This is a genomic window from Paenibacillus sp. PK4536, assembly GCF_028594455.2.
Taxonomy (GTDB): Bacteria; Bacillota; Bacilli; order Paenibacillales; family Paenibacillaceae; genus Saccharibacillus; species Saccharibacillus nuruki.
The window spans coordinates 3,360,352-3,378,751 of the sequence record NZ_CP126313.1 but is presented as its reverse complement, the minus strand read 5'-3'; the positions used below and the strand labels follow the sequence as shown (position 1 = coordinate 3,378,751).

16 protein-coding genes are annotated in these 18,400 nt (G+C 39.2%); 5 read left to right on the top strand and 11 right to left on the bottom strand.

From position 1 onward, the window contains the following. Genes PO903_RS15230 through PO903_RS15220 form a run of 3 tightly spaced genes read right to left on the bottom strand, consistent with a single transcriptional unit; the run spans position 1 to position 3,437 of the window. Positions 1-1,749: a sensor histidine kinase gene (locus PO903_RS15230; RefSeq protein WP_273593834.1), complete on the bottom strand. Its 1,749-nt coding sequence runs from the start codon at positions 1,747-1,749 to the stop codon at positions 1-3. Between the two features lie 6 nt (positions 1,750-1,755). Next, positions 1,756-2,484, bottom strand: coding sequence for a DUF1361 domain-containing protein (locus PO903_RS15225; RefSeq protein ID WP_273593833.1), 729 nt, complete (start codon positions 2,482-2,484; stop codon positions 1,756-1,758). Next, entirely contained in the window at positions 2,484-3,437 is a 954-nt protein-coding gene (locus PO903_RS15220; protein ID WP_137225086.1) for an ADP-ribosylglycohydrolase family protein, read from the bottom strand. The genes PO903_RS15225 and PO903_RS15220 overlap by 1 nt, the downstream gene beginning before the upstream one ends. Before the next feature lie 86 nt (positions 3,438-3,523). Here PO903_RS15220 and PO903_RS15215 point away from each other — a divergent pair, with 86 nt between their 5' ends. The 3 genes from PO903_RS15215 (at position 3,524) to PO903_RS15205 (ending at position 6,513) form a co-directional block, all read left to right on the top strand. Further along, positions 3,524-4,300, top strand: a complete 777-nt coding sequence (locus PO903_RS15215) for an ABC transporter ATP-binding protein (RefSeq protein ID WP_273593832.1) — start codon at positions 3,524-3,526, stop codon at positions 4,298-4,300. Positions 4,301-4,409: 109 nt separating this feature from the next. After that, positions 4,410-5,384 (top strand): aldo/keto reductase, encoded by a 975-nt coding sequence (locus PO903_RS15210; RefSeq protein WP_069328437.1) that lies wholly within the window; start codon positions 4,410-4,412, stop codon positions 5,382-5,384. Positions 5,385-5,454: 70 nt separating this feature from the next. Then, the gene (locus PO903_RS15205; protein WP_273593831.1) at positions 5,455-6,513 is read left to right on the top strand and encodes a S66 family peptidase; all 1,059 of its coding nucleotides are present in this window, start codon (positions 5,455-5,457) and stop codon (positions 6,511-6,513) included. Positions 6,514-6,594: 81 nt separating this feature from the next. On the opposite strand, the gene PO903_RS15200 is transcribed toward PO903_RS15205, so the two are convergent. Beyond that, positions 6,595-7,467 (bottom strand): aminoglycoside 6-adenylyltransferase, encoded by an 873-nt coding sequence (locus PO903_RS15200; RefSeq protein WP_273593830.1) that lies wholly within the window; start codon positions 7,465-7,467, stop codon positions 6,595-6,597. Between the two features lie 289 nt (positions 7,468-7,756). Here PO903_RS15200 and PO903_RS15195 point away from each other — a divergent pair, with 289 nt between their 5' ends. Both PO903_RS15195 and PO903_RS15190 read left to right on the top strand, forming a co-directional pair. After that, complete coding sequence (locus PO903_RS15195) at positions 7,757-8,740, top strand: FecCD family ABC transporter permease (protein WP_273593829.1); 984 nt, start codon at positions 7,757-7,759, stop codon at positions 8,738-8,740. 111 nt (positions 8,741-8,851) lie between these two features. Next, positions 8,852-10,165, top strand: coding sequence for an MFS transporter (locus PO903_RS15190; protein WP_273593828.1), 1,314 nt, complete (start codon positions 8,852-8,854; stop codon positions 10,163-10,165). A gap of 82 nt (positions 10,166-10,247) precedes the next feature. On the opposite strand, the gene PO903_RS15185 is transcribed toward PO903_RS15190, so the two are convergent. The 7 genes from PO903_RS15185 to PO903_RS15155 all read right to left on the bottom strand — a co-directional run bounded on the left by PO903_RS15185 (position 10,248) and on the right by PO903_RS15155 (position 18,288). Next, entirely contained in the window at positions 10,248-10,673 is a 426-nt protein-coding gene (locus PO903_RS15185) for a VanZ family protein (protein WP_069328442.1), read from the bottom strand. 51 nt (positions 10,674-10,724) lie between these two features. Beyond that, positions 10,725-11,231, bottom strand: coding sequence for an NUDIX domain-containing protein (locus PO903_RS15180; RefSeq protein WP_273593827.1), 507 nt, complete (start codon positions 11,229-11,231; stop codon positions 10,725-10,727). Positions 11,232-11,278: 47 nt separating this feature from the next. Beyond that, a complete protein-coding gene (gene yqeK, locus PO903_RS15175; protein WP_273593826.1) occupies positions 11,279-12,439 on the bottom strand; it encodes a bis(5'-nucleosyl)-tetraphosphatase (symmetrical) YqeK in 1,161 nt (386 codons plus the stop codon). A gap of 35 nt (positions 12,440-12,474) precedes the next feature. Then, complete coding sequence (locus PO903_RS15170; RefSeq protein WP_273593825.1) at positions 12,475-14,214, bottom strand: glycoside hydrolase family 2 protein; 1,740 nt, start codon at positions 14,212-14,214, stop codon at positions 12,475-12,477. A gap of 128 nt (positions 14,215-14,342) precedes the next feature. Then, positions 14,343-15,197, bottom strand: a complete 855-nt coding sequence (locus tag PO903_RS15165; protein WP_273593824.1) for a Cof-type HAD-IIB family hydrolase — start codon at positions 15,195-15,197, stop codon at positions 14,343-14,345. A gap of 257 nt (positions 15,198-15,454) precedes the next feature. Continuing rightward, positions 15,455-17,149, bottom strand: coding sequence for a M3 family oligoendopeptidase (locus tag PO903_RS15160; RefSeq protein ID WP_137225097.1), 1,695 nt, complete (start codon positions 17,147-17,149; stop codon positions 15,455-15,457). Positions 17,150-17,295: 146 nt separating this feature from the next. After that, the gene (locus PO903_RS15155; protein ID WP_273593823.1) at positions 17,296-18,288 is read right to left on the bottom strand and encodes a TRM11 family SAM-dependent methyltransferase; all 993 of its coding nucleotides are present in this window, start codon (positions 18,286-18,288) and stop codon (positions 17,296-17,298) included. Positions 18,289-18,400: the final 112 nt, after the last annotated feature.

Below are 18,400 nucleotides of genomic sequence, written 5' to 3'. Positions count from 1 at the left end.
TCACTCCTGAATGTTAGTTCCTTTATTTTGCGTCCAACTGAGAGTCACTTTAAGTCCACCTAATTCAGATGGTGACAAATGCACCCCAGATTGCTCGCCAAAACGCAATGTTAATCGTTGATGTACATTCCATAGTCCACAGCCCATTTCTTCGCCTAATGGTTCGGATAGACTCTGCTGTAGATGTGCTAAAGCTTCAGGTTCCATTCCTTTTCCATCATCTTCTACGCTCAAAAACCACTGTTCTTCATCACACCAACCATGAATAGTGATTAACCCTGCTGACGAATACCGCTCAATGCCATGAATCACTGCATTTTCAACAAGTGGTTGTACAATCAGCGGTGGAATCAGGATGTGTTTGATATTTTCTGACAAATGAATATTATAATTCAATCTGGACATACGCATCTGCTGAATTTCCAAATAATTTTGGACAAAATCAATTTCTTCTGTCATCGGAACCAGATCACGTTCTTGACGGGTTGTATATCGATAATATTGAGACAAATTTTTGGACATCGCAATAACGGCTTGCTGGTTATTCAGCTTCGCCATACTGGTAATAAATGAAAAGCAATTGTAAAAAAAGTGCGGATTAATCTGTGACTGTAGCTGCTTTAGCCTCGCTTCACGCACATGAATTTTCTCCATATACACATTTTCAAATAGAGACTGGATCTGAGCCACCATTGAGTTAAAGCGAATCGATAGATAAGCAAATTCACTTCTACCTTTCGGTCGTATACGCACCGAGTAATCTTCTTGCTTTAACCGATCAAACCCAGCAATCAACTGACGAATCGGAACCTGTACCTGTGCGTATAGAAGATAAGAAGCCAGACAGCTCATTAATAACAGAGCGATCATCGACAAATAAAATAATCGATTCGAATTATGGATCGGCTGTAACACATCGTCCAAAGGAATATAGTCTACCATGTACCAACCGGTTACTTCAGATCGAACAGCATTCACCATGTACTGTTGATCCGCGATCTCAATCGTGCGACTTTCTAAAGCTTGTAATGGCTTTTCTCTAAGATGACCGATCAATTCATCTGTTAAGACATGATCAGCTGAACGATTATAGACGACACCCAGTTCTGGATTATAGTAAAAAGGATCACGTCGACCATCACTTTTGAATTTATCAAGCATATCTTGAATATTACTACTATCAAATTCCACCCGTATCACGGTACTTGCATCTCGCAAATCTGGAGTATTGGCAGTATACGGAGAAATGGTTGTCCATGAGAAATTGAATGTGGTTCTGTTATTATCATGTAATGAAGTGACTTGCCAGCCGGGCTTCGCCCAACGTTGAGCTTGACTGATACGATAGTCTTTCATATCGTTATCTGTAACTAACCGCATCAGGCTTGGCGAATAGATCGACAAATGACTTCGCCAGTTCGATGAACTTTCTTGAATCGCTAATTTACCTTGAATACGCTTGACCAATGTGATCGCATCAAGATTTAGATATCCATTTTGTAAATAAATATCATTAAAACTCACAATATCCGGATCATGAATTAACAAATTCGGCCATGATGATAATAATTCGATGTTGGTATTAACCTGTGTCTGAAAAAAGTTCAATTGATTAATATTCGATTGATTCAGTTCCCGGCTGAGTACTTCTGTTGTTGTACGGTTAGAGTAGATATACAGAATCATAATAGGAATCAGCATAATCACAATTAACATGACCATCTTAGTAAATAAATTATATCGATACATCCTGCTTCATCCTCGCCTTGTCATAAACATTCCGCCACGCATCATAAAATACCCGATCAGGCTAATCACCCAGATCATTGCTGTAAAAACAAACATAAAATGTAATTGCACCGGATCAGTCACAATGTCTATCACATCTTTCCAGATTGACTTGGGATGTGTTATCGCATTCCAACTATTCCAACGAATAAACCGTCCAATATAGATACCGATACTGCTTAGAATCAGAACAATATGCGCAAATATCCACGAACGTACAACACCATAACGTTCACTCACTAATTGCTGTATCGAAGACAATGAATACGTACCTAATCCCAATCCTAAGATAGCCGCGACAAAAAATAAAAACAGATGATACCAGAATTCCAAATGAAATAAAAAGCGTTGTCCTGATGGAACTTCAAAATGAACAAACGGATGCAATGTGTCTGTTACCAGATATACTGAATTAGGATAAAACAATAACCAGACAATTCCTGCTCCAATCACCAATATATTTTTGATCCAAGACTGACGTAACTTGACCAATACATCTATACACAAAGCTAGACCAATCGGAACCCAGCCTAGAAAAATGTCCCAGTTTAGATAACGGTAAATATCTCGCCCTGTATAATCTCGTAAATGAATACCTAGTGCCACACAAAACCCTGTAGCGATCAATAACGTGATCAACATAACCATTTTGCCTGTCCATACTTTGGTACCCCAGATATTGTAATTCTGATTCATTATGATTCTCCTTGCTGGTCAAATTGTTCACAGTACTCTAGCATTTCTTCCAATCGAGCCAATTGCTTGATCCAATCGCTAGGAATCTGATCATAACCGTAATGTATTCCAGCTAGTCCTCCTGCTACAGCGGCTGTTGTATCGGTATCTTCACCTAGATTCACTGCTTGTAATACCGCATCCCGATAATTTGAAGTATGCAGAAGTACCCATATACTGGCTTCTAATGTGTGCACTACATATCCGCTTGAAGAGATTTCCTCTATAGGAAACTGATCGATCGAGCCACTAAGTAAGCGCTGATACCGTTCTATTTCTGGATAATCGGCATATTCACTATTAATGATCTGACAAGCCTTTTGATAGCCATCTTTGATCGTCATCGGTGAAGAAGCTTGTAACAACTGGATACCTATTTCGACATAAATAATACCCCCAAGAATAGATACAGGATGACGATGCGTTAAAGAAGATACACGTGTAATCCAATCCAGACGTGTACTCGCATCTTGATCGACTAATTTATAAATTAAAGGCAGAATACGCATCAATGATCCATTGCCATTGCTATACTCGTCATGACCTCCTGCTTGTTCTGGATGGTTCGGATCTTTTTCTATAAGTGCAATGGCTTTTCGGGTCGCAATCCCAATATCAAATACTTCATAATGTGCACCCCAGAGCCCTTGACGATACCACTGAATAAAACGTCTTCCCAAATCGATCGTATCCAATTGTGGATGGTGAACAAGACTAACTAATAATGCGACCGTCAATGCTCCATCGTCTGACCATGTCCCTGCTGGTTGTTGATGAGTACCATAACCGATCATATCTACAGCAGGCTGACGAGCTATGATTGAACGATCCAAAAATTCGTAAGGGACACCTACAGCGTCTCCAACTAACAATCCGATGATTCCATCTTTACTAGAATGGTTTATAAATGACATATTATGTAGTCTCCTTCTCTGATTAATTTCAATGTATAAATCATTTAATGCTATAATAATTTCCAAACTTATGAGGAGTGAGCGATATGATTATTGATATACAACACGCCAGCTGGCGCAGAGATCAGACTATGATTATCAACGATATTTCCTGGCAAGTACAGCCCGGAGAACATTGGTGCTTACTCGGTCTCAACGGTTCGGGCAAAACCACATTACTGAATATGGTGAATGGTTACATTTGGCCGACCACAGGTAGTATTAACGTGCTTGATGAACAATTCGGTGCTGTCGATCTGCGAGAACATCGCAAAAAAATCGGCTGGGTCAGTACATCGATGCAACAACGATTACATGGTCATGAGAAAGCAGAGAACATTGTGCTTAGTGGCAAATTTGCTTCGATTGGTATTTACGATCAGATCGAAGAACAAGATCATGCACAAGCTTTATCTATTATGAAGCAATTGGATGCCGAAAGGCTAGTAGGACGCACTTATGATACCTTATCTCAAGGAGAGCGGCAACGTATTCTGATTGCTAGAGCTTTGATGGCGTCGCCAGAATTGCTGATTTTGGATGAACCTTGTACAGGGCTTGATATTTTTTCACGTGATCAATTACTGCATCGGATACAATCGATAGCGATGCAAGATCATGCGCCTACATTACTCTATGTTACGCATCATATCGAAGAAATCATGCCTTGCTTTAACAAAACATTATTGATTCGCGATGGAGCGGTATTTGCTTCAGGTGATACAACAGCGATGGTGGAATCCAAGCAACTCAGTTCTTTTTTCAATACCCCTGTAGATGTACGATCCGAACCCGGACAACGCTACTCTATTCGCTTGGTATAATAAGTAAAATAATCGTCAAGGGTACGGTTACAGACTTTATTTGTACTTCATGCTCGATTACTCACCACATCGATACATCTAAGAATAAATCACATAAAGGAGTATACCTATGAACTATCGTAACCTTGGAAAAAGTGGATTAAAAGTATCTGAACTGGGTCTGGGCACCAATTCTTTTGGCAAACGTGCAGATCAAGAAACATCGATTCGTATTTTACATACTGCTATAGATCGGGGAATTAATTTTATTGATACCGCTAATATCTATGCAGGCACAGCTTCAGAACGCATTATTGGTCAAGGTCTACAAGGTGGTAAACGTCAACAAGTGGTATTAACGACCAAAGCTGGTCTTCCAATGGGTGAAGGCCCTAATGATCGTGGTTCTTCTCGCTATCATCTTGAACGCGAATTGGATCAAAGTCTCAAACGGTTGCAGACCGATTATGTAGATCTGTATCAAATTCATACGTTCGATCCGTATACTCCATTAGAAGAAACATTACGTACACTAGATGATATGGTACGTTCAGGTAAAGTAAGGTATATCGGCGCTTCGAATTATGCGGCATGGGAATTGATGAAAGCATTAAGTATCAGTGATCAATTCAATCTCAATCGCTATGTATCACTTCAGACCTCATACTCTTTAGCAGATCGTACACCGGAGCAAGAAGTGGTTCCTTTATGTCTGGATCAAGGGTTAGGCATTATTCCTTATTTCCCTCTTGCTGGTGGTATTCTTACTGGTAAATATTCAGATAAGCAACCTTCTCCTTCAGGTTCGCGTGCAGATACAGATCCTTCTTTCCAGCGCTTTTTTAATACCCAACGTCTCAATCTAGGTGAAGTATTACGACTGTATGCACAAAATCGCTCCACTGAACCTACAACGCTTGCCTTAGCATGGTTACTCAAACGTCCTGCTGTTGCTACAGTCATTGTAGGCGCTACACATGCAGATCAATTGGAAAGTAATCTGAATAGCTTAGACTATGTCATTAGTGATGAAGTCGATGCTCGATTAGATGAAATGAGCCGTTCAAACAAGAATGGAGAACCTTTTGCTAGTTATCGCATATAATGAAGATAGGCATACTCTATATTTCGTGTAACTACCATCGTATTCAGAACCGTCGGGAGGTTAAACCATTATGACCCATCATTCAGATTTGTATGCTTCGCACATCAACTATCCTGCACCTTTACAGGCAGGCGATCTTATCGGTATTATTGCTCCATCCAGTGGGTTAGAACCAGAGATTCATCATTTAATACACCGGTCTACAGCGTATCTGCATCAACTAGGGTATCAGACACGTGTCGGTAGCAGTGTATGGACTAATGATAAATGTGTAAGCTTACCTAAAGAACAACGGGCAGCCGAGTTAGAGCAATTCCTGCTTGATGATAAGATCAAAGCCATTATTCCTCCATGGGGTGGCGAATTTCTAATGGATATTTTGCCCTTATTAAATTGGGAAAAGATTCGTCAAGCCTCACCTACATGGATTCTAGGATTTTCAGATATTAGCACTTTAACCTTTACGTATACGATGATGACAGGATATGCATCAGCTCATGGACCTGGAGTGGTTGATATTTCAGGAGCGGATGATAATCTGACGATTCGCTGGCAGGATCTTTTATCTGCTGCATCAGGACAAAGCGTCGAGCAATCATCTTCTACGTATCATCAGACGCATAGCGATTATTCGAAGCCTAATTTCAATCTGGATACGCCTACAGAATGGAAGATTCTCGGACAAGAAGATCAACCAGAATCTTCTCTTGAATTGTCAGGACGATTGATAGGTGGTTGTATGGATGTGCTTACTCCACTGATCGGTACACCATGGGCTCCTGTGACCGATTTTATCCAACATTATGATCAAGAAGAAGGATTTATCTGGTATCTGGAAAGTTGTGAAATGAATGCGGGTGATATTTATCGTCATCTCTGGCAAATGAATCAAGCGGGTTGGTTCCAGCATACACGTGGTGTGCTGATCGGTAGACCTGCTGGCTATACACCTGTCAAAAATTTCGAACTTCAAGATGCATTACAAGCTGTATTCGGAGAACAACAGATTCCTGTGATCTATAATGTAGATATTGGACATATTCCTCCTCAACTTACATTAATTAATGGGGCTAGTGCTCATATTCAAGTATCTAATGGATCAGGTACAGTTCAACAAACATTACGTTAAATAACAAAAAGACTGCGTCCTCAGTAATCTTGGGATGCAGTCTTTTTGTGTTCTATATTGATTAATCATACAGATAGAAACTTATTGGTTTTGAAGTTGATGCAAATAGTGAATCATGCGCTGATCTTGCTCATGATCATATTCGTAGCCTGTCACTTCTGCTACATATACCGATAGATTACGGAATAGCTTTGTCATCTGAAGCAAGCTTTGCCAGTTATCATCTAACAGATTGCCTGCATACGTTTGTGCTAATGCTTGCGCTAATTCAGGTTCTAGCTGTTGTCGATATCCAGCCCGATCATGATGATACATCACATCCCACTCATGCTGACTACCTGCATACCAATCTAACATTTTTTCAAGATAACGAGTTCGTAGAATATGATCCAACTGATATTTAGCGAAAAGCAATTCTTGTTGCAAAAGGCTTTTGGCTGTTTGCATACAATACCACCAAAATTCATGCTGAATCTGTTCATATTCTTGCCGTGCAGGTTTATTTAGACGTACAGACTGTTGATTAAGTACCACGATTGAATGTTGTATACGATGATCTTTATCCAGCAATACTTGGTATATCGGTGTAGTGAAAGCAGATTCATTGTCGATCTGATTCTCCCATTCACTCACAGGATAGATTTGAAATTCGATTTCGATACCATCGGTATACAATACATTCTGAGTACAAGCAACCGCTCCAGTCACCGAATGATGACGAATATGTTGTAATGTAGTCAACGGTTCTCCGAATGTATGCAACCATTCTTCTTGCCAGATCATTGTATTCAGTTCATTCACTATACATTGAATATGATAGGTTGCTAACGGATTACTATGAACTTGATTATTACCATGTGTACCTGCCAAAACAACAGCACGAATATTGGTTGTCTGTTCTGCCCATGTGACGATCATATTTATAATTTGCTCTTGTGATTTGATTGTATTCACTGTTTTATCCCACCTGTCTGCAAATTAACTCTTTCACCTTATCCTTCTTTTTCATATTAACAAAGTTTACCATATAAAAGCTGTATTACTTTGCATTTCATAGCTCATTTTCATCAATTATGTAAATTTTTGCTCAAACAGTGAAAAATAACAATCTTCTTTCCGATAATAGATAAGGTACTCTACAAAATAGCATCTATAGATAGACGTTTTATCAGATGGATCATGTAGCACTTACATAATTTAGATTGGCACAAATACTCAATCTCATAAAGGAGTGAATTTTTTTATGTCTCGCTCGACGGCGATTCCTACTACTTCTGTAACTCCTAAGCATGTACCTCATTATATGATGATGGTACTGATTATTGGAGTTATTTTAGTGATCATCGAATGTTATTTTTCATTAATCATCAACAGAGAACACATGTATTCACAAACTGGATCACTTTTTCGTACATTAGGCTGTATTCTTGTAGGAGCTTGTCTAGCCGTATCCGGCACAGTCATGCAGTATATTTCGCGTAACACAATGACTTCTCCTTCCACTATGGGCTTGACTCAAGGAACAGCGCTAGCATTATGCATTATTATTATCTTTCTACCTTCACTAAGTCAGTGGATGATTATGGTCTGGGCGATTGCAGGCGCAGCTATAGGTGGATTCGTAGCTTATAGTATCGGCAATCTACTTCCATGGAAAGTAAAATCATTACGCCAGATCAGTGGCGGAATCGCAGCTGTCTTCTTAATTACAGTGATCTCTATGATTATATATTCTTCTTATTCTACTATTGATTATATCGATCATCTGGTGAATCCTACTATATTAGGTGACCCACGCTTTACCATCTGGGTGCTGTTACCTGTCACTGTAGGCGCAATAGTAATCTGTTGGTTACTTTCACTACGTGTACCATCCCACTCAGCAACAACTCGTTTCTTTTCATTAAGTTGGGCAACGATCATTTGTATGCTGATGGTGATTCTGATGACAGGCATATCGACGATGTTAGCTGGGCCGCTTGGACTGGTGGGCATTATTATTCCAAGCATATTGCGCTTTTTCTTTCATCAACCGCCGATTCGCTGGTTGATTCTAGGGTCATCGATTTATGGCGCAGTATTGATTCTTGGATTGGATATTTTATCACATACGATTGATCCGATTTTTGATATTGCGGTGATGCCGATCACCGTTATTATCGGTGCTCCTTTTTTAATTTATCAGATTAGCAAAGAAATTGAGAGAAATTTACTTCGTTATTCATAAGCTTCTACTGTAAGTATGGATGTATCCGGCTCTTTCCCTTTATAAATCAACAACAAACTGTTATACTACGAAGGTTGATTGCGGATACATCCAACAGGGGAGGCATATGACGTGCGTGTACTAATATCGATCTGGAACGAAATACGTAGTTGGCCGCACAATGTGCGGTTATTTTTCTGGGCTAATTTATTTTATCAAATAGGTACAGGGATGTTCAGTGTACTCTACAATTTGTATATTCAAGGGTTAGGTTACCCCGATGTGATGAACGGACGTATTATTAGTATTCAATCCTTAGCTACTGCTATTTTATTTATACCTGTCGGATTAATGGGCGATCGATTCAGCCGTAAAAAGTTACTAGTGCTGGGTGCTTTGACCAGTGGTCTATTTTTTATCGGTAGATCTTTTGCGATGAATGAACAAAGTTTATTAGTTTTAGCTGTGTGTTCGGGAATATTTGCTTCTATTTTTCAAGTCATGGCTATTCCTTTTTTGGCTGAAAATGTAGAGAAATCCAAGCGTCTACGAATGTTCAGTTATCTGGCTTGTCTTACACTTGCAGCTCAGGTACTGGGTAATACAGGCGGTGGTGTGCTTGCCGATATTCTACAATTTACAGGACTCACGTACATATTAAGTCTACAGTTAGTGCTTTTACTGGGGAGTATAGCGACTTTAGCTGCTTTTATCCCGATGGCGATGATTCGGGAAAATGCTTCATCCGCGGTACCTGCTCCACTTGAAGTTAAAACACTAGAGACCAAGCAATCCGAACCTGAGCCAATAGCAGTCTCGACTGCGACTAAATCTGTTCCATCGACTGCTCATTCAGATACTGTATTTATCAGTCGCTTTCTACTCGCTCAGTTATTAACAGGATTAGGTTCGGGGTTAGTTGTGCCTTACTTAAATCTGTATTTCACCAATCGATTCGCAGTTTCGTTAACTTCAATGAGTATATTGATTTCGTTAGGACAATTAATGACGATTGTATCGATGTTACTCGGCCCTTCGTTGGCAGCACGAATAGGTCCAGTACGAGCGGTGGTTGTGTTTCAATTGCTATCGTTACCGTTCTTATTGTTAACCGGATTTACAAATGTATTGATTATCGCTTCAATTAGCTTTTTGTTCCGACAAGCACTGATGAATGCGGCAAATCCTTTGCAATCTTCTATCATGGTAGATCGTGTGTCTGACAAAAGACGTAGTATTGCCAATTCATTAATGCAGACCGTATTTATGTTAGGTTGGGCAAGTATGGGACCTGTACAATCGTATCTAGTCACTAGCTATGGAACGTATTGGGGTTATGCGATTGCGTTTAGTATCACAGGCGTATTGTATACGATCTCTTCGTTGTTATATTACTTTATGTTCCGCAAGCCCACGAACACAGGGAATCAACCCGTTTCTATCTAAATAGGCTACATCATAGGCAACTTTGCAAAACTATATATTATGAATTAAAAAAGCATCCTGTTATCAAACAGGATGCTTTTCTTTATAATGATCTTTGTCTAAACGTAGATATATAGCGCCATAGACACCAACCTATCGTTGCCCCGATCGAATTTAGAATCAGATCATCGATATCAAATGTTCCACGTTTACTGATCATCTGTACAATTTCGATAATGAGAATACCTAATGCGAAGCGAATCATAAATGCCCGCCAAGTATATGACTTTAGCAAAGGAATACATACTCCAAACGGAACAAAGACAGCAATATTTCCGAATAAATTAATCCACTGATCGATCCGCCCACCTACTCGCATCAAAGCAAAATCAGTAATCGTATGAAAAGGAACGATATTATACCGATAAGCTGCTTGAGGGTCATACTCTCTTCCAAATCCGAAAAACATCCAATACAGCAACAATGGCGTGTATATACATAATAAAATAAACGACACTTTTCTGATCATACAGACCTACACTTTCTTTGTACTCACTTTAAATATGATTCTAATAATAGATCAATGAATCTGATGATATAAGGAAGAACCAACCTTTTTCTCTATATCCATTTGTAGCAATAGTTCTAATAATCCTTCAGGCACAACCAAAGCATTAAGGTCTTCTTTCAGATCCATCAGTGTTTTCCATTCTGCTTCATAGGCTACTTCATTACTTTCTATTCCGTATACGATATCTTGCTGATAAATCAAAGGATCTTTTGCTTGTGCACTATAAATAAAATTGATCTCATGTCCTAATACTTCTTTAATTTCTCCTGAATCTTGATGTTGCTCTGTAAACTTAAAATGATTCTCAATTACATACTGCAATATAGGTTCAATGATCTCAACATTGATCTCCTCTTTTACTTCTCGCGTTACTGCTGTTAAACTGTTTTCGCCATATTCCATCGTTCCACCTACAGGGCGATACATCGTTTTACTTTTATGTACGTTTTCAATTCGTTGAAAAAGAAAACGTTGGTCTTGCTGTAGCAAACAAAGACATACTGTACGAATATGCATACATTTCCACCTTTCTAATATTAGATTATTTTATCATCTACTATTCATCACGAACGCAAGCTGATGTCATATCCTATCTGATAAAAGTCAGCAAGGTCTTGTCTACCGGTAGTGGATAAGCGCTTGATTGCTTCTTCAATACTCACCACATCTACTACAGAGACTTGTTCTCCATCTGGAGGATTAAACGGTTGATGATTGAGCTGTACCTGTCCATAGACAGTAAGACGAATAAAAGAAGGATGTGGAATATACGATCGATAAGGAGTCTCGGCAGAAGAGATACATTGAAAATAGCCGAAAACATGATAATCGATAAGGGTTGCCCCCATTTCTTCCATAACTTCACGCTCAAGAGCAGTTACATAATGTTCTCCTTCTTCCAATGTCCCTCCTGGCAATTCCCAGCGTCCATCTTCCAATTGCATGATCACCACTTGATCGCCTACCATCGGTACAATCGATATGTTACTAATCTGTGCAATATCTATTTCATCTAGCGAAGTAATTGGTTGGAATCTTGCTGTAACCGGTCCCCAAGAAATAGGTTGTGAGAGCGCTGGTAATGTACTTAATAATTGCCCGGTTTGCTTCATATCAAAAACCGATTTTGCCGCTTTGAGCCATGGATGAAGTACCATCTGCTCTCGTTGTTGCCAGATATAATCCAAATACACTACAATCGCATCATCTAAAGAATGCTCTGCGGCAGATTTCATCTGATGAATAAAAGGAGCCGAATCTTCTGATGCCCAAGAGCATTTATCGGCTACAAATAGAATTTTATCCATCGTGCCAAGCTCAGCTTGCAGTGTCGTATGACAAGTAATCGCACTTAACAGATCTGGCTCATCCAAACCGAACCATTCCGCGGCTAACCCGCTGGATAATTTCTGATGCAATACATAAGGAACTTGTCGTTCTTCAGCTAATATTTCGATCTCTAGTTGCTCTGCTAGTATAACTTTCTCATGATCGGTCAATAGTGTACTGAGATCATGTAAGTACCCTGCATATTGAGCGGTATGTTGATCTGCTCCATACCGTTCTGCCAACATTACCGCTTGCTTTGCCACATTCAGACTGTGTTGCCATGTATCTTGTTGATGATTTTTGTCAAAGGTATATTCAAGATAATCAGGTATAGATTGTTCTGGATGATAAGGTTCTAAATATTGTGCTAACAGTTGCTGGGCTATATTGTTCATTACTTTTTCCACTCTCCATCCAACGCATTCATCTCTTATTTAAAATATCGTGTTACCACTTCATATGCAAGTTTGGGACGGCGATAACCATCTACGATTCCTTTATTGTTTTGTGTACGTGCTCGCATCATCGGCCAGATGCCTTCTTCCGTAACACGACAATCGCAGAATTGCCAGATAAACATCCCTGATATATATGCTCGCTCATTATATGCTCTCAAATTACTTTCAATAATATCTGCTTGTCGTTCTTCTGTGCCTTTGACACGATTAGGTGAACGATAGCCATAAAATCCATCTGCTCCAAATTCACTCATTATCATCGGTTTCCCTTTTCCACCTGCTTGATCTGCCCATTGGCGTGCTAGATCGCATAATTCCCCGGGATCTTCATCCCCATACCAACCTGGATAGAGATTAAAAGATACAATGTCTGCTAGATCAAAACAAATCTCATTTTCCCGATGATGAGAAGCAAAGCTAAGCGGTCGACTATGATCTAAGCTACGAATCTGCTCCAATTGATGTTGATAATGAACTCGACCTTCTTCTTGATCGCTTGCACATTCATTTAGAATGGCCCATATGATAATCGATGGATGATTGTAATGTTGAGTGACCATTTCACGATTTACTTGTTCACACTGCTCTATAAATTGCGGATGACGCATATCTTCGATACTCAATCCACGAGCATGATTTTCTTCCCATACCAGTATTCCATATTCATCACATAGATCAAGAAAACGTTCATCATTTGGATAATGACTCGTACGAACGGCATTTGCACCTGTATGAATCATTAATTCTAGATCCTGTACCATCAATGCGATAGGAAAAGAAGCACCAACCATCGGATGATCTTCATGGCGATTGAACCCTTTTAACACAATAGGTTGGTGATTCAGTAACAACTTCCCTTCATATGTATTAATCGTTCGAAATCCTACCCGTTCCACCCAATCATCTACAAGTTCTATCGTGTGCGACTGATGCTGATACCATAAAGTCTGCCATTCATAAAGATAAGGATGCTCACAGCTCCATGACTGTATATTCGAAAATGTGAACGTGTGCGTAAATTCCAAATATTGTCCAGCTTTTAGCGTGATTTCTGGTAATTCTTGCTTCCAGAGTGTGGATTGCTGAAGCGGCGATAATTCAAATTGGATGTGCCCTTTAATATCATGATCTGCACGAGACTGTAGAGCTATCCGCACATTTGCTTGCCAGTTTCCTTCTTCATCTGTTGTCCAATCTTCTTTGATAGGTGTAAATTGAACCCATTGAATGGAGCAACTTTGTAACGGAAGTATTTCTATTATGACCGGACGAATCATACCTCCATATGTATAGTAATCATTAGGAAGATGAAGGGCAGAATGTTGACCAAATGAATTATCGACTTCTACACACAATTCATGAGCACCCGGCTCTACATTCATAATAGTCGTATCGAATGCTGTATAAGCATTATAATGCTCAGCTACTTGTTGTCCGTCCCAATAAACTTTAGCAGTATGACTCACACCTTTGAATAACAGCCGAACATGGGCTGTATTGTCGATATAAATCGATCTGCGATATATCCCTTGTCCGCGATAAGTCAACAATTGAGGATGCATTTCCCAACAACCGGGTACAGCAAGCTTGTAGTCATAATCTGTATTTTCAGCTAATTCGTCTATTGATAACGCTCTCATTTTACCAAAGTCCCATAGGCCTTCCAGTGATTGTCTAGCCCGAATACGGTGATTTTGAAATAATCGATCCATAATGCACTCTCCTTTGATCTATCCGAATGTACGATTAGCTTAGCATAACAAAAATACAGAAACCAGCACAAAAAAGAAGCAAACCTATTCTTTTAGCCTATAGCCAAAAAGATGGTTTGCTTCACATTTTATCTAATTACTGGATTATATTGTTCAGTCCAGCTCTGTTCAACATGATCAATAATTTCAACCAATGCTTCTTCATTATTTGTTTTTACCGTTATCCAATTGGCCACTTGTTTGAGATCTGAATGTGCATTTTGCATCGCTACACCATGCCCTGCTAGCTTAATCATTTCTACATCGTTCAAATGATCCCCTACAGCTAGCACTTCATCAGGCTGACTACCTGTCATTGTAATTAATTGTTGTAAGGCTGTTCCTTTGTTTATCCCAAAAGGCAATATTTCTAAAATGTCATGTTCTGATTTAACGGTATTTAGAAATTCAATCTGTTGCTGAAAAAGAGTTAACGATTGAGGCTCGCCCAGTAACATCATCTTAGTAATTTGTTCAGCAATATATTCTAATCCCATCAAAGTAATCACTTGTACTTCCACTTGCTCTTTATCAATCCAACACTGGATTCTAGGCGTAATTCGTGTGCAGTAAATCTGTTCCTGATGAAATACAAGCAAGTCCAGATCAAAGGGCTGACGAATACTATAGTAGTGATTAAATATCCACTGTACATGCGATTTAGAGACAAATTGCTCTTCAAGAAAGCAAGCTTGTAGCGGATCATAGATCTTGGCTCCATTGTATAGAATCAGAGGATTGGTTAGATGCAATAATTCTATAAACGGTTGTACGCTCATTAGTGATCGACCTGTAGCTAAAGTAAAGTATCCTCCACGTTCTGTAAATGTACGAATACGTTGCTGAATATAAGGAGATATCTGTTGGTGTGTATCTAGTAAAGTGCCATCTACATCTGATACGATCCAACGAATAGGCATATGCATAGACTGATCGATAGACATCGTTAGCCCCCTCAATATATAAAATATGTAAAGCATCGGTTAGTATACATGCACATTCATCGCACCAAAAGAATATTTGCCAAGCAATCACGTTACGTTATCCATCTTACAAGTCAATTGTTAGCCACAGTATCATTTTGTGCTGTTGATTTGTTAAATGCAAAAAAAAGACTGACATGGATCAAAGATCGCAGTCAGCCTTTTTGTACATATATACATTTATTGATATGAAAATCTTATCGCTTGGTTAGTAGAATTTACAATTTCTTATCGTCTACTTTATTCAACCAATCTTCAATATTACCAATCACTGAAGCTACACAACCGTCTTCAAATGGAGACGTCAACCCGCCTACTTTCACAAGCTCTGTAAATGGTTTGCTTCCACCTGCACGACATAATTGAAGATAATCATCCCATGCTGGCTTCTGATCTTCATTCATCCGTTTCCAGAATTGGAAAGCACAGATTTGAGCCAGTGTATAGTCAATATAATAGAATGGCGATTCATAAATATGACCTTGTTTTTGCCAGTAAGCTCCACTTTGCAGATATAGATTATCGCTTTGATCCCAGAATGGTAGGTACTTCTCTTCTACCGATTTCCAAGCCGCTTTGCGCTCTGCTGGTGTGAAGTCTGGATTTTCATAAATAATATGTTGGAATTCATCGACAGCGACTCCATAAGGAATAAAGATTAACCCGCTGGATAAATGATCGAATTTGTATTTCTCTGTATCTTCTTTGAAGAACAATTCCATCCATGGCCATGTAAAGAACTCCATACTCATCGAATGAATTTCGGCGGCTTCTGAGGTCGGCCATGTGTATTCAGGCACTTCAAAATGACGGCTTTCATAGACTTGGAAAGCATGCCCTACTTCGTGTGTCAGTACATCAATATCGCCCGATGTTCCATTAAAGTTAGCAAAAATAAATGGACTTTGGTGGTCATTAATAAAGGTACAATAACCGCCACCCATTTTACCTTTTTTACTTAACAAATCCATCAATTCATGTTCCATCATAAATTCATAGAATTCATTAATTTCTGGCGACAATTCTTTATACATTTGTGCACCGTTTTGGATAATAAATTCAGGATCACCTTTAGGCGTCGGATTACCTGTAGGGAAAGAGTACTCTTGATCAAAATAAGACAAGCGCTCTAATCCCAAACGCTCACGTTGACGTTCTTTCAAACGCGCTGCTGCTGGGACAATATACTCTTGAACTTGTTTGCGGAAATTAGCTACTTGTTCAGGACCATAATCGGTACGTCCCATACGTGCATATCCTAATGCTGTAAATGTTTTGTATCCTAGCTTGTGAGCAATCGTTGTACGAATCTTAACTAACTCATCATAAATACGATCCAATTCTTCGCCTTGTTCAGCAAGGAATCCATAACGAGCTTCGCCTGCACGTTGTCTCATATCACGATCTTTGGATAAACCAAACGGTGCTAATTGAGAAAGAGTACGTTCTTCCCCTTCAAACGGAATTTTAGCCGATGCAATCAATTGAGCATAAGCAGTCGTTAACTTATTTTCTTGTTGCAAATCTGCAATAATATCCGGATGGAATGTTTTAAGTTTCATTTCAGCTAATGCGAATAGGTGGCTACCCCATTTTTGCTCTAATTCGGTACGGAACGCAGAAGTAACCAGTGCCTTATAATACGTGTCTATGTACTCTTGAAACAGAGGATCGATTTCATCCATGTAATCTTGCTCTGCTTTGTAGAATTCATCATTCGTATTAATAGAATGGCGAATATAGACAAGTTGTGCTTGAGTTGAATACGTATTGAACAACTTGTTAATTTCAGCCATCGCACGATCCTGCTCTTGAAACGTAGTTGCATTTACAAATTGACTTAACAATTCATCAAATGTAACTTTAACCGCATCCAAATTCGGGCGTTCGTAAGGAAATTCACTAAATTTCATAGGGTATACATCCTCTCTGTATGTAAGCTCCCGGCACATACCGGTTGTTTACATGTTACTAAATTTCACACACAATTTATAGTTTTTTTATCCAATGGTCGAATAAATAGTAAAAATTGCATCTATAGTCTCATATGAACTTGATGTTATTGGCAAATAAATAGATAGCGTACAAATTTTCCTTTGCGAATATGGCAGACTTCGATCACTTGTAAGCCTACAGCTTCGATAGAATCTTCTATAGGTTCTGTCGCCAGAATAAGAATACGCTCTCCTAGACGTTTGCTACTGGCAAGCATATCTAATCGTTCTTCACTGCTTAGCACAGAGCACAAATTATAAGGTAAATCCAAAACTAACGCATGATAGCGTCCTTCTAATCCTCGCATATCTGCTATCTTCACAATATCTGGCATACCGTAATAAGATAGATTTTCTCGTGCTCCTTGCACTGCTAAAGGATTAAGATCATAACCTATAATGTCTATACCCATAGATAAAGCTTCGATCAACACCGTTCCTATGCCACAACAAGGATCAATCATTGTTATTCCTGTAGGTTGTGGAACAGCAATATTGACGACGGCTCTAGCGACTCGTGTACTGAGTGCTGTAGAGTAATGTTTGGGCTTATCATTATGGTGAAGCCAAACAGGTTCAGAAGCTATACATGTTCCTACTACCCAGCGATGATTGGCAAATGTAATCCCTAGCATGATTTGCGGATTTTTCATTTGAGCGTTGCCGCGAATATTCATGCCTATTTGGCGTTCTATCGAACGTTTTTCATCATAGGTGAATAACTGTTCTGCATCAAGGCACATTAATTTGAACGTCTGCTCTTGTAATTGGATGCTCTGTACTATCATTTCCAATTGTTCTAATGTGTTAGCTTCATATTGCACAGCTATCCGATAGTGGATAAAAGGGCTACGATTGGGAGATATAGCCATGTTCGTTTCAAGATAACGGTCATGCAATGTGGACTCCGATGTTCTATAGGTAAATAACGAACGTAATTCTAACTGACATAGCTCATACTCATCTTCATGACAAGCATAAGTATAGATATAGGAAGCGGCATGTTCTGGATTCGATTCATCCGGTGTGTCAGATGAAGATGGTGATGGATATAGCACGATATTAACCTCTTTTCGTTGTTCAACTTCTACTGATTATATCAAACTATAATGAATTAAAAAAAGATCAGATGCACTTATCAAAAGTGATCTGATCTCTTGTCATGAATCT

Coding starts and splice junctions, on each gene's coding strand:
- PO903_RS15160 (WP_137225097.1), bottom strand. CDS start 17,149: ATGAAATTTAGTGAATTTCCTTACGAACGCCCGAATTTGGATGCGGTT.
- PO903_RS15180 (WP_273593827.1), bottom strand. CDS start 11,231: ATGCATATTCGTACAGTATGTCTTTGTTTGCTACAGCAAGACCAACGT.
- PO903_RS15220 (WP_137225086.1), bottom strand. CDS start 3,437: ATGTCATTTATAAACCATTCTAGTAAAGATGGAATCATCGGATTGTTA.
- yqeK (WP_273593826.1), bottom strand. CDS start 12,439: ATGAACAATATAGCCCAGCAACTGTTAGCACAATATTTAGAACCTTAT.
- PO903_RS15170 (WP_273593825.1), bottom strand. CDS start 14,214: ATGGATCGATTATTTCAAAATCACCGTATTCGGGCTAGACAATCACTG.
- PO903_RS15215 (WP_273593832.1), top strand. CDS start 3,524: ATGATTATTGATATACAACACGCCAGCTGGCGCAGAGATCAGACTATG.
- PO903_RS15230 (WP_273593834.1), bottom strand. CDS start 1,749: ATGTATCGATATAATTTATTTACTAAGATGGTCATGTTAATTGTGATT.
- PO903_RS15185 (WP_069328442.1), bottom strand. CDS start 10,673: ATGATCAGAAAAGTGTCGTTTATTTTATTATGTATATACACGCCATTG.
- PO903_RS15225 (WP_273593833.1), bottom strand. CDS start 2,484: ATGAATCAGAATTACAATATCTGGGGTACCAAAGTATGGACAGGCAAA.
- PO903_RS15195 (WP_273593829.1), top strand. CDS start 7,757: ATGTCTCGCTCGACGGCGATTCCTACTACTTCTGTAACTCCTAAGCAT.
- PO903_RS15210 (WP_069328437.1), top strand. CDS start 4,410: ATGAACTATCGTAACCTTGGAAAAAGTGGATTAAAAGTATCTGAACTG.
- PO903_RS15205 (WP_273593831.1), top strand. CDS start 5,455: ATGACCCATCATTCAGATTTGTATGCTTCGCACATCAACTATCCTGCA.
- PO903_RS15165 (WP_273593824.1), bottom strand. CDS start 15,197: ATGTCTATCGATCAGTCTATGCATATGCCTATTCGTTGGATCGTATCA.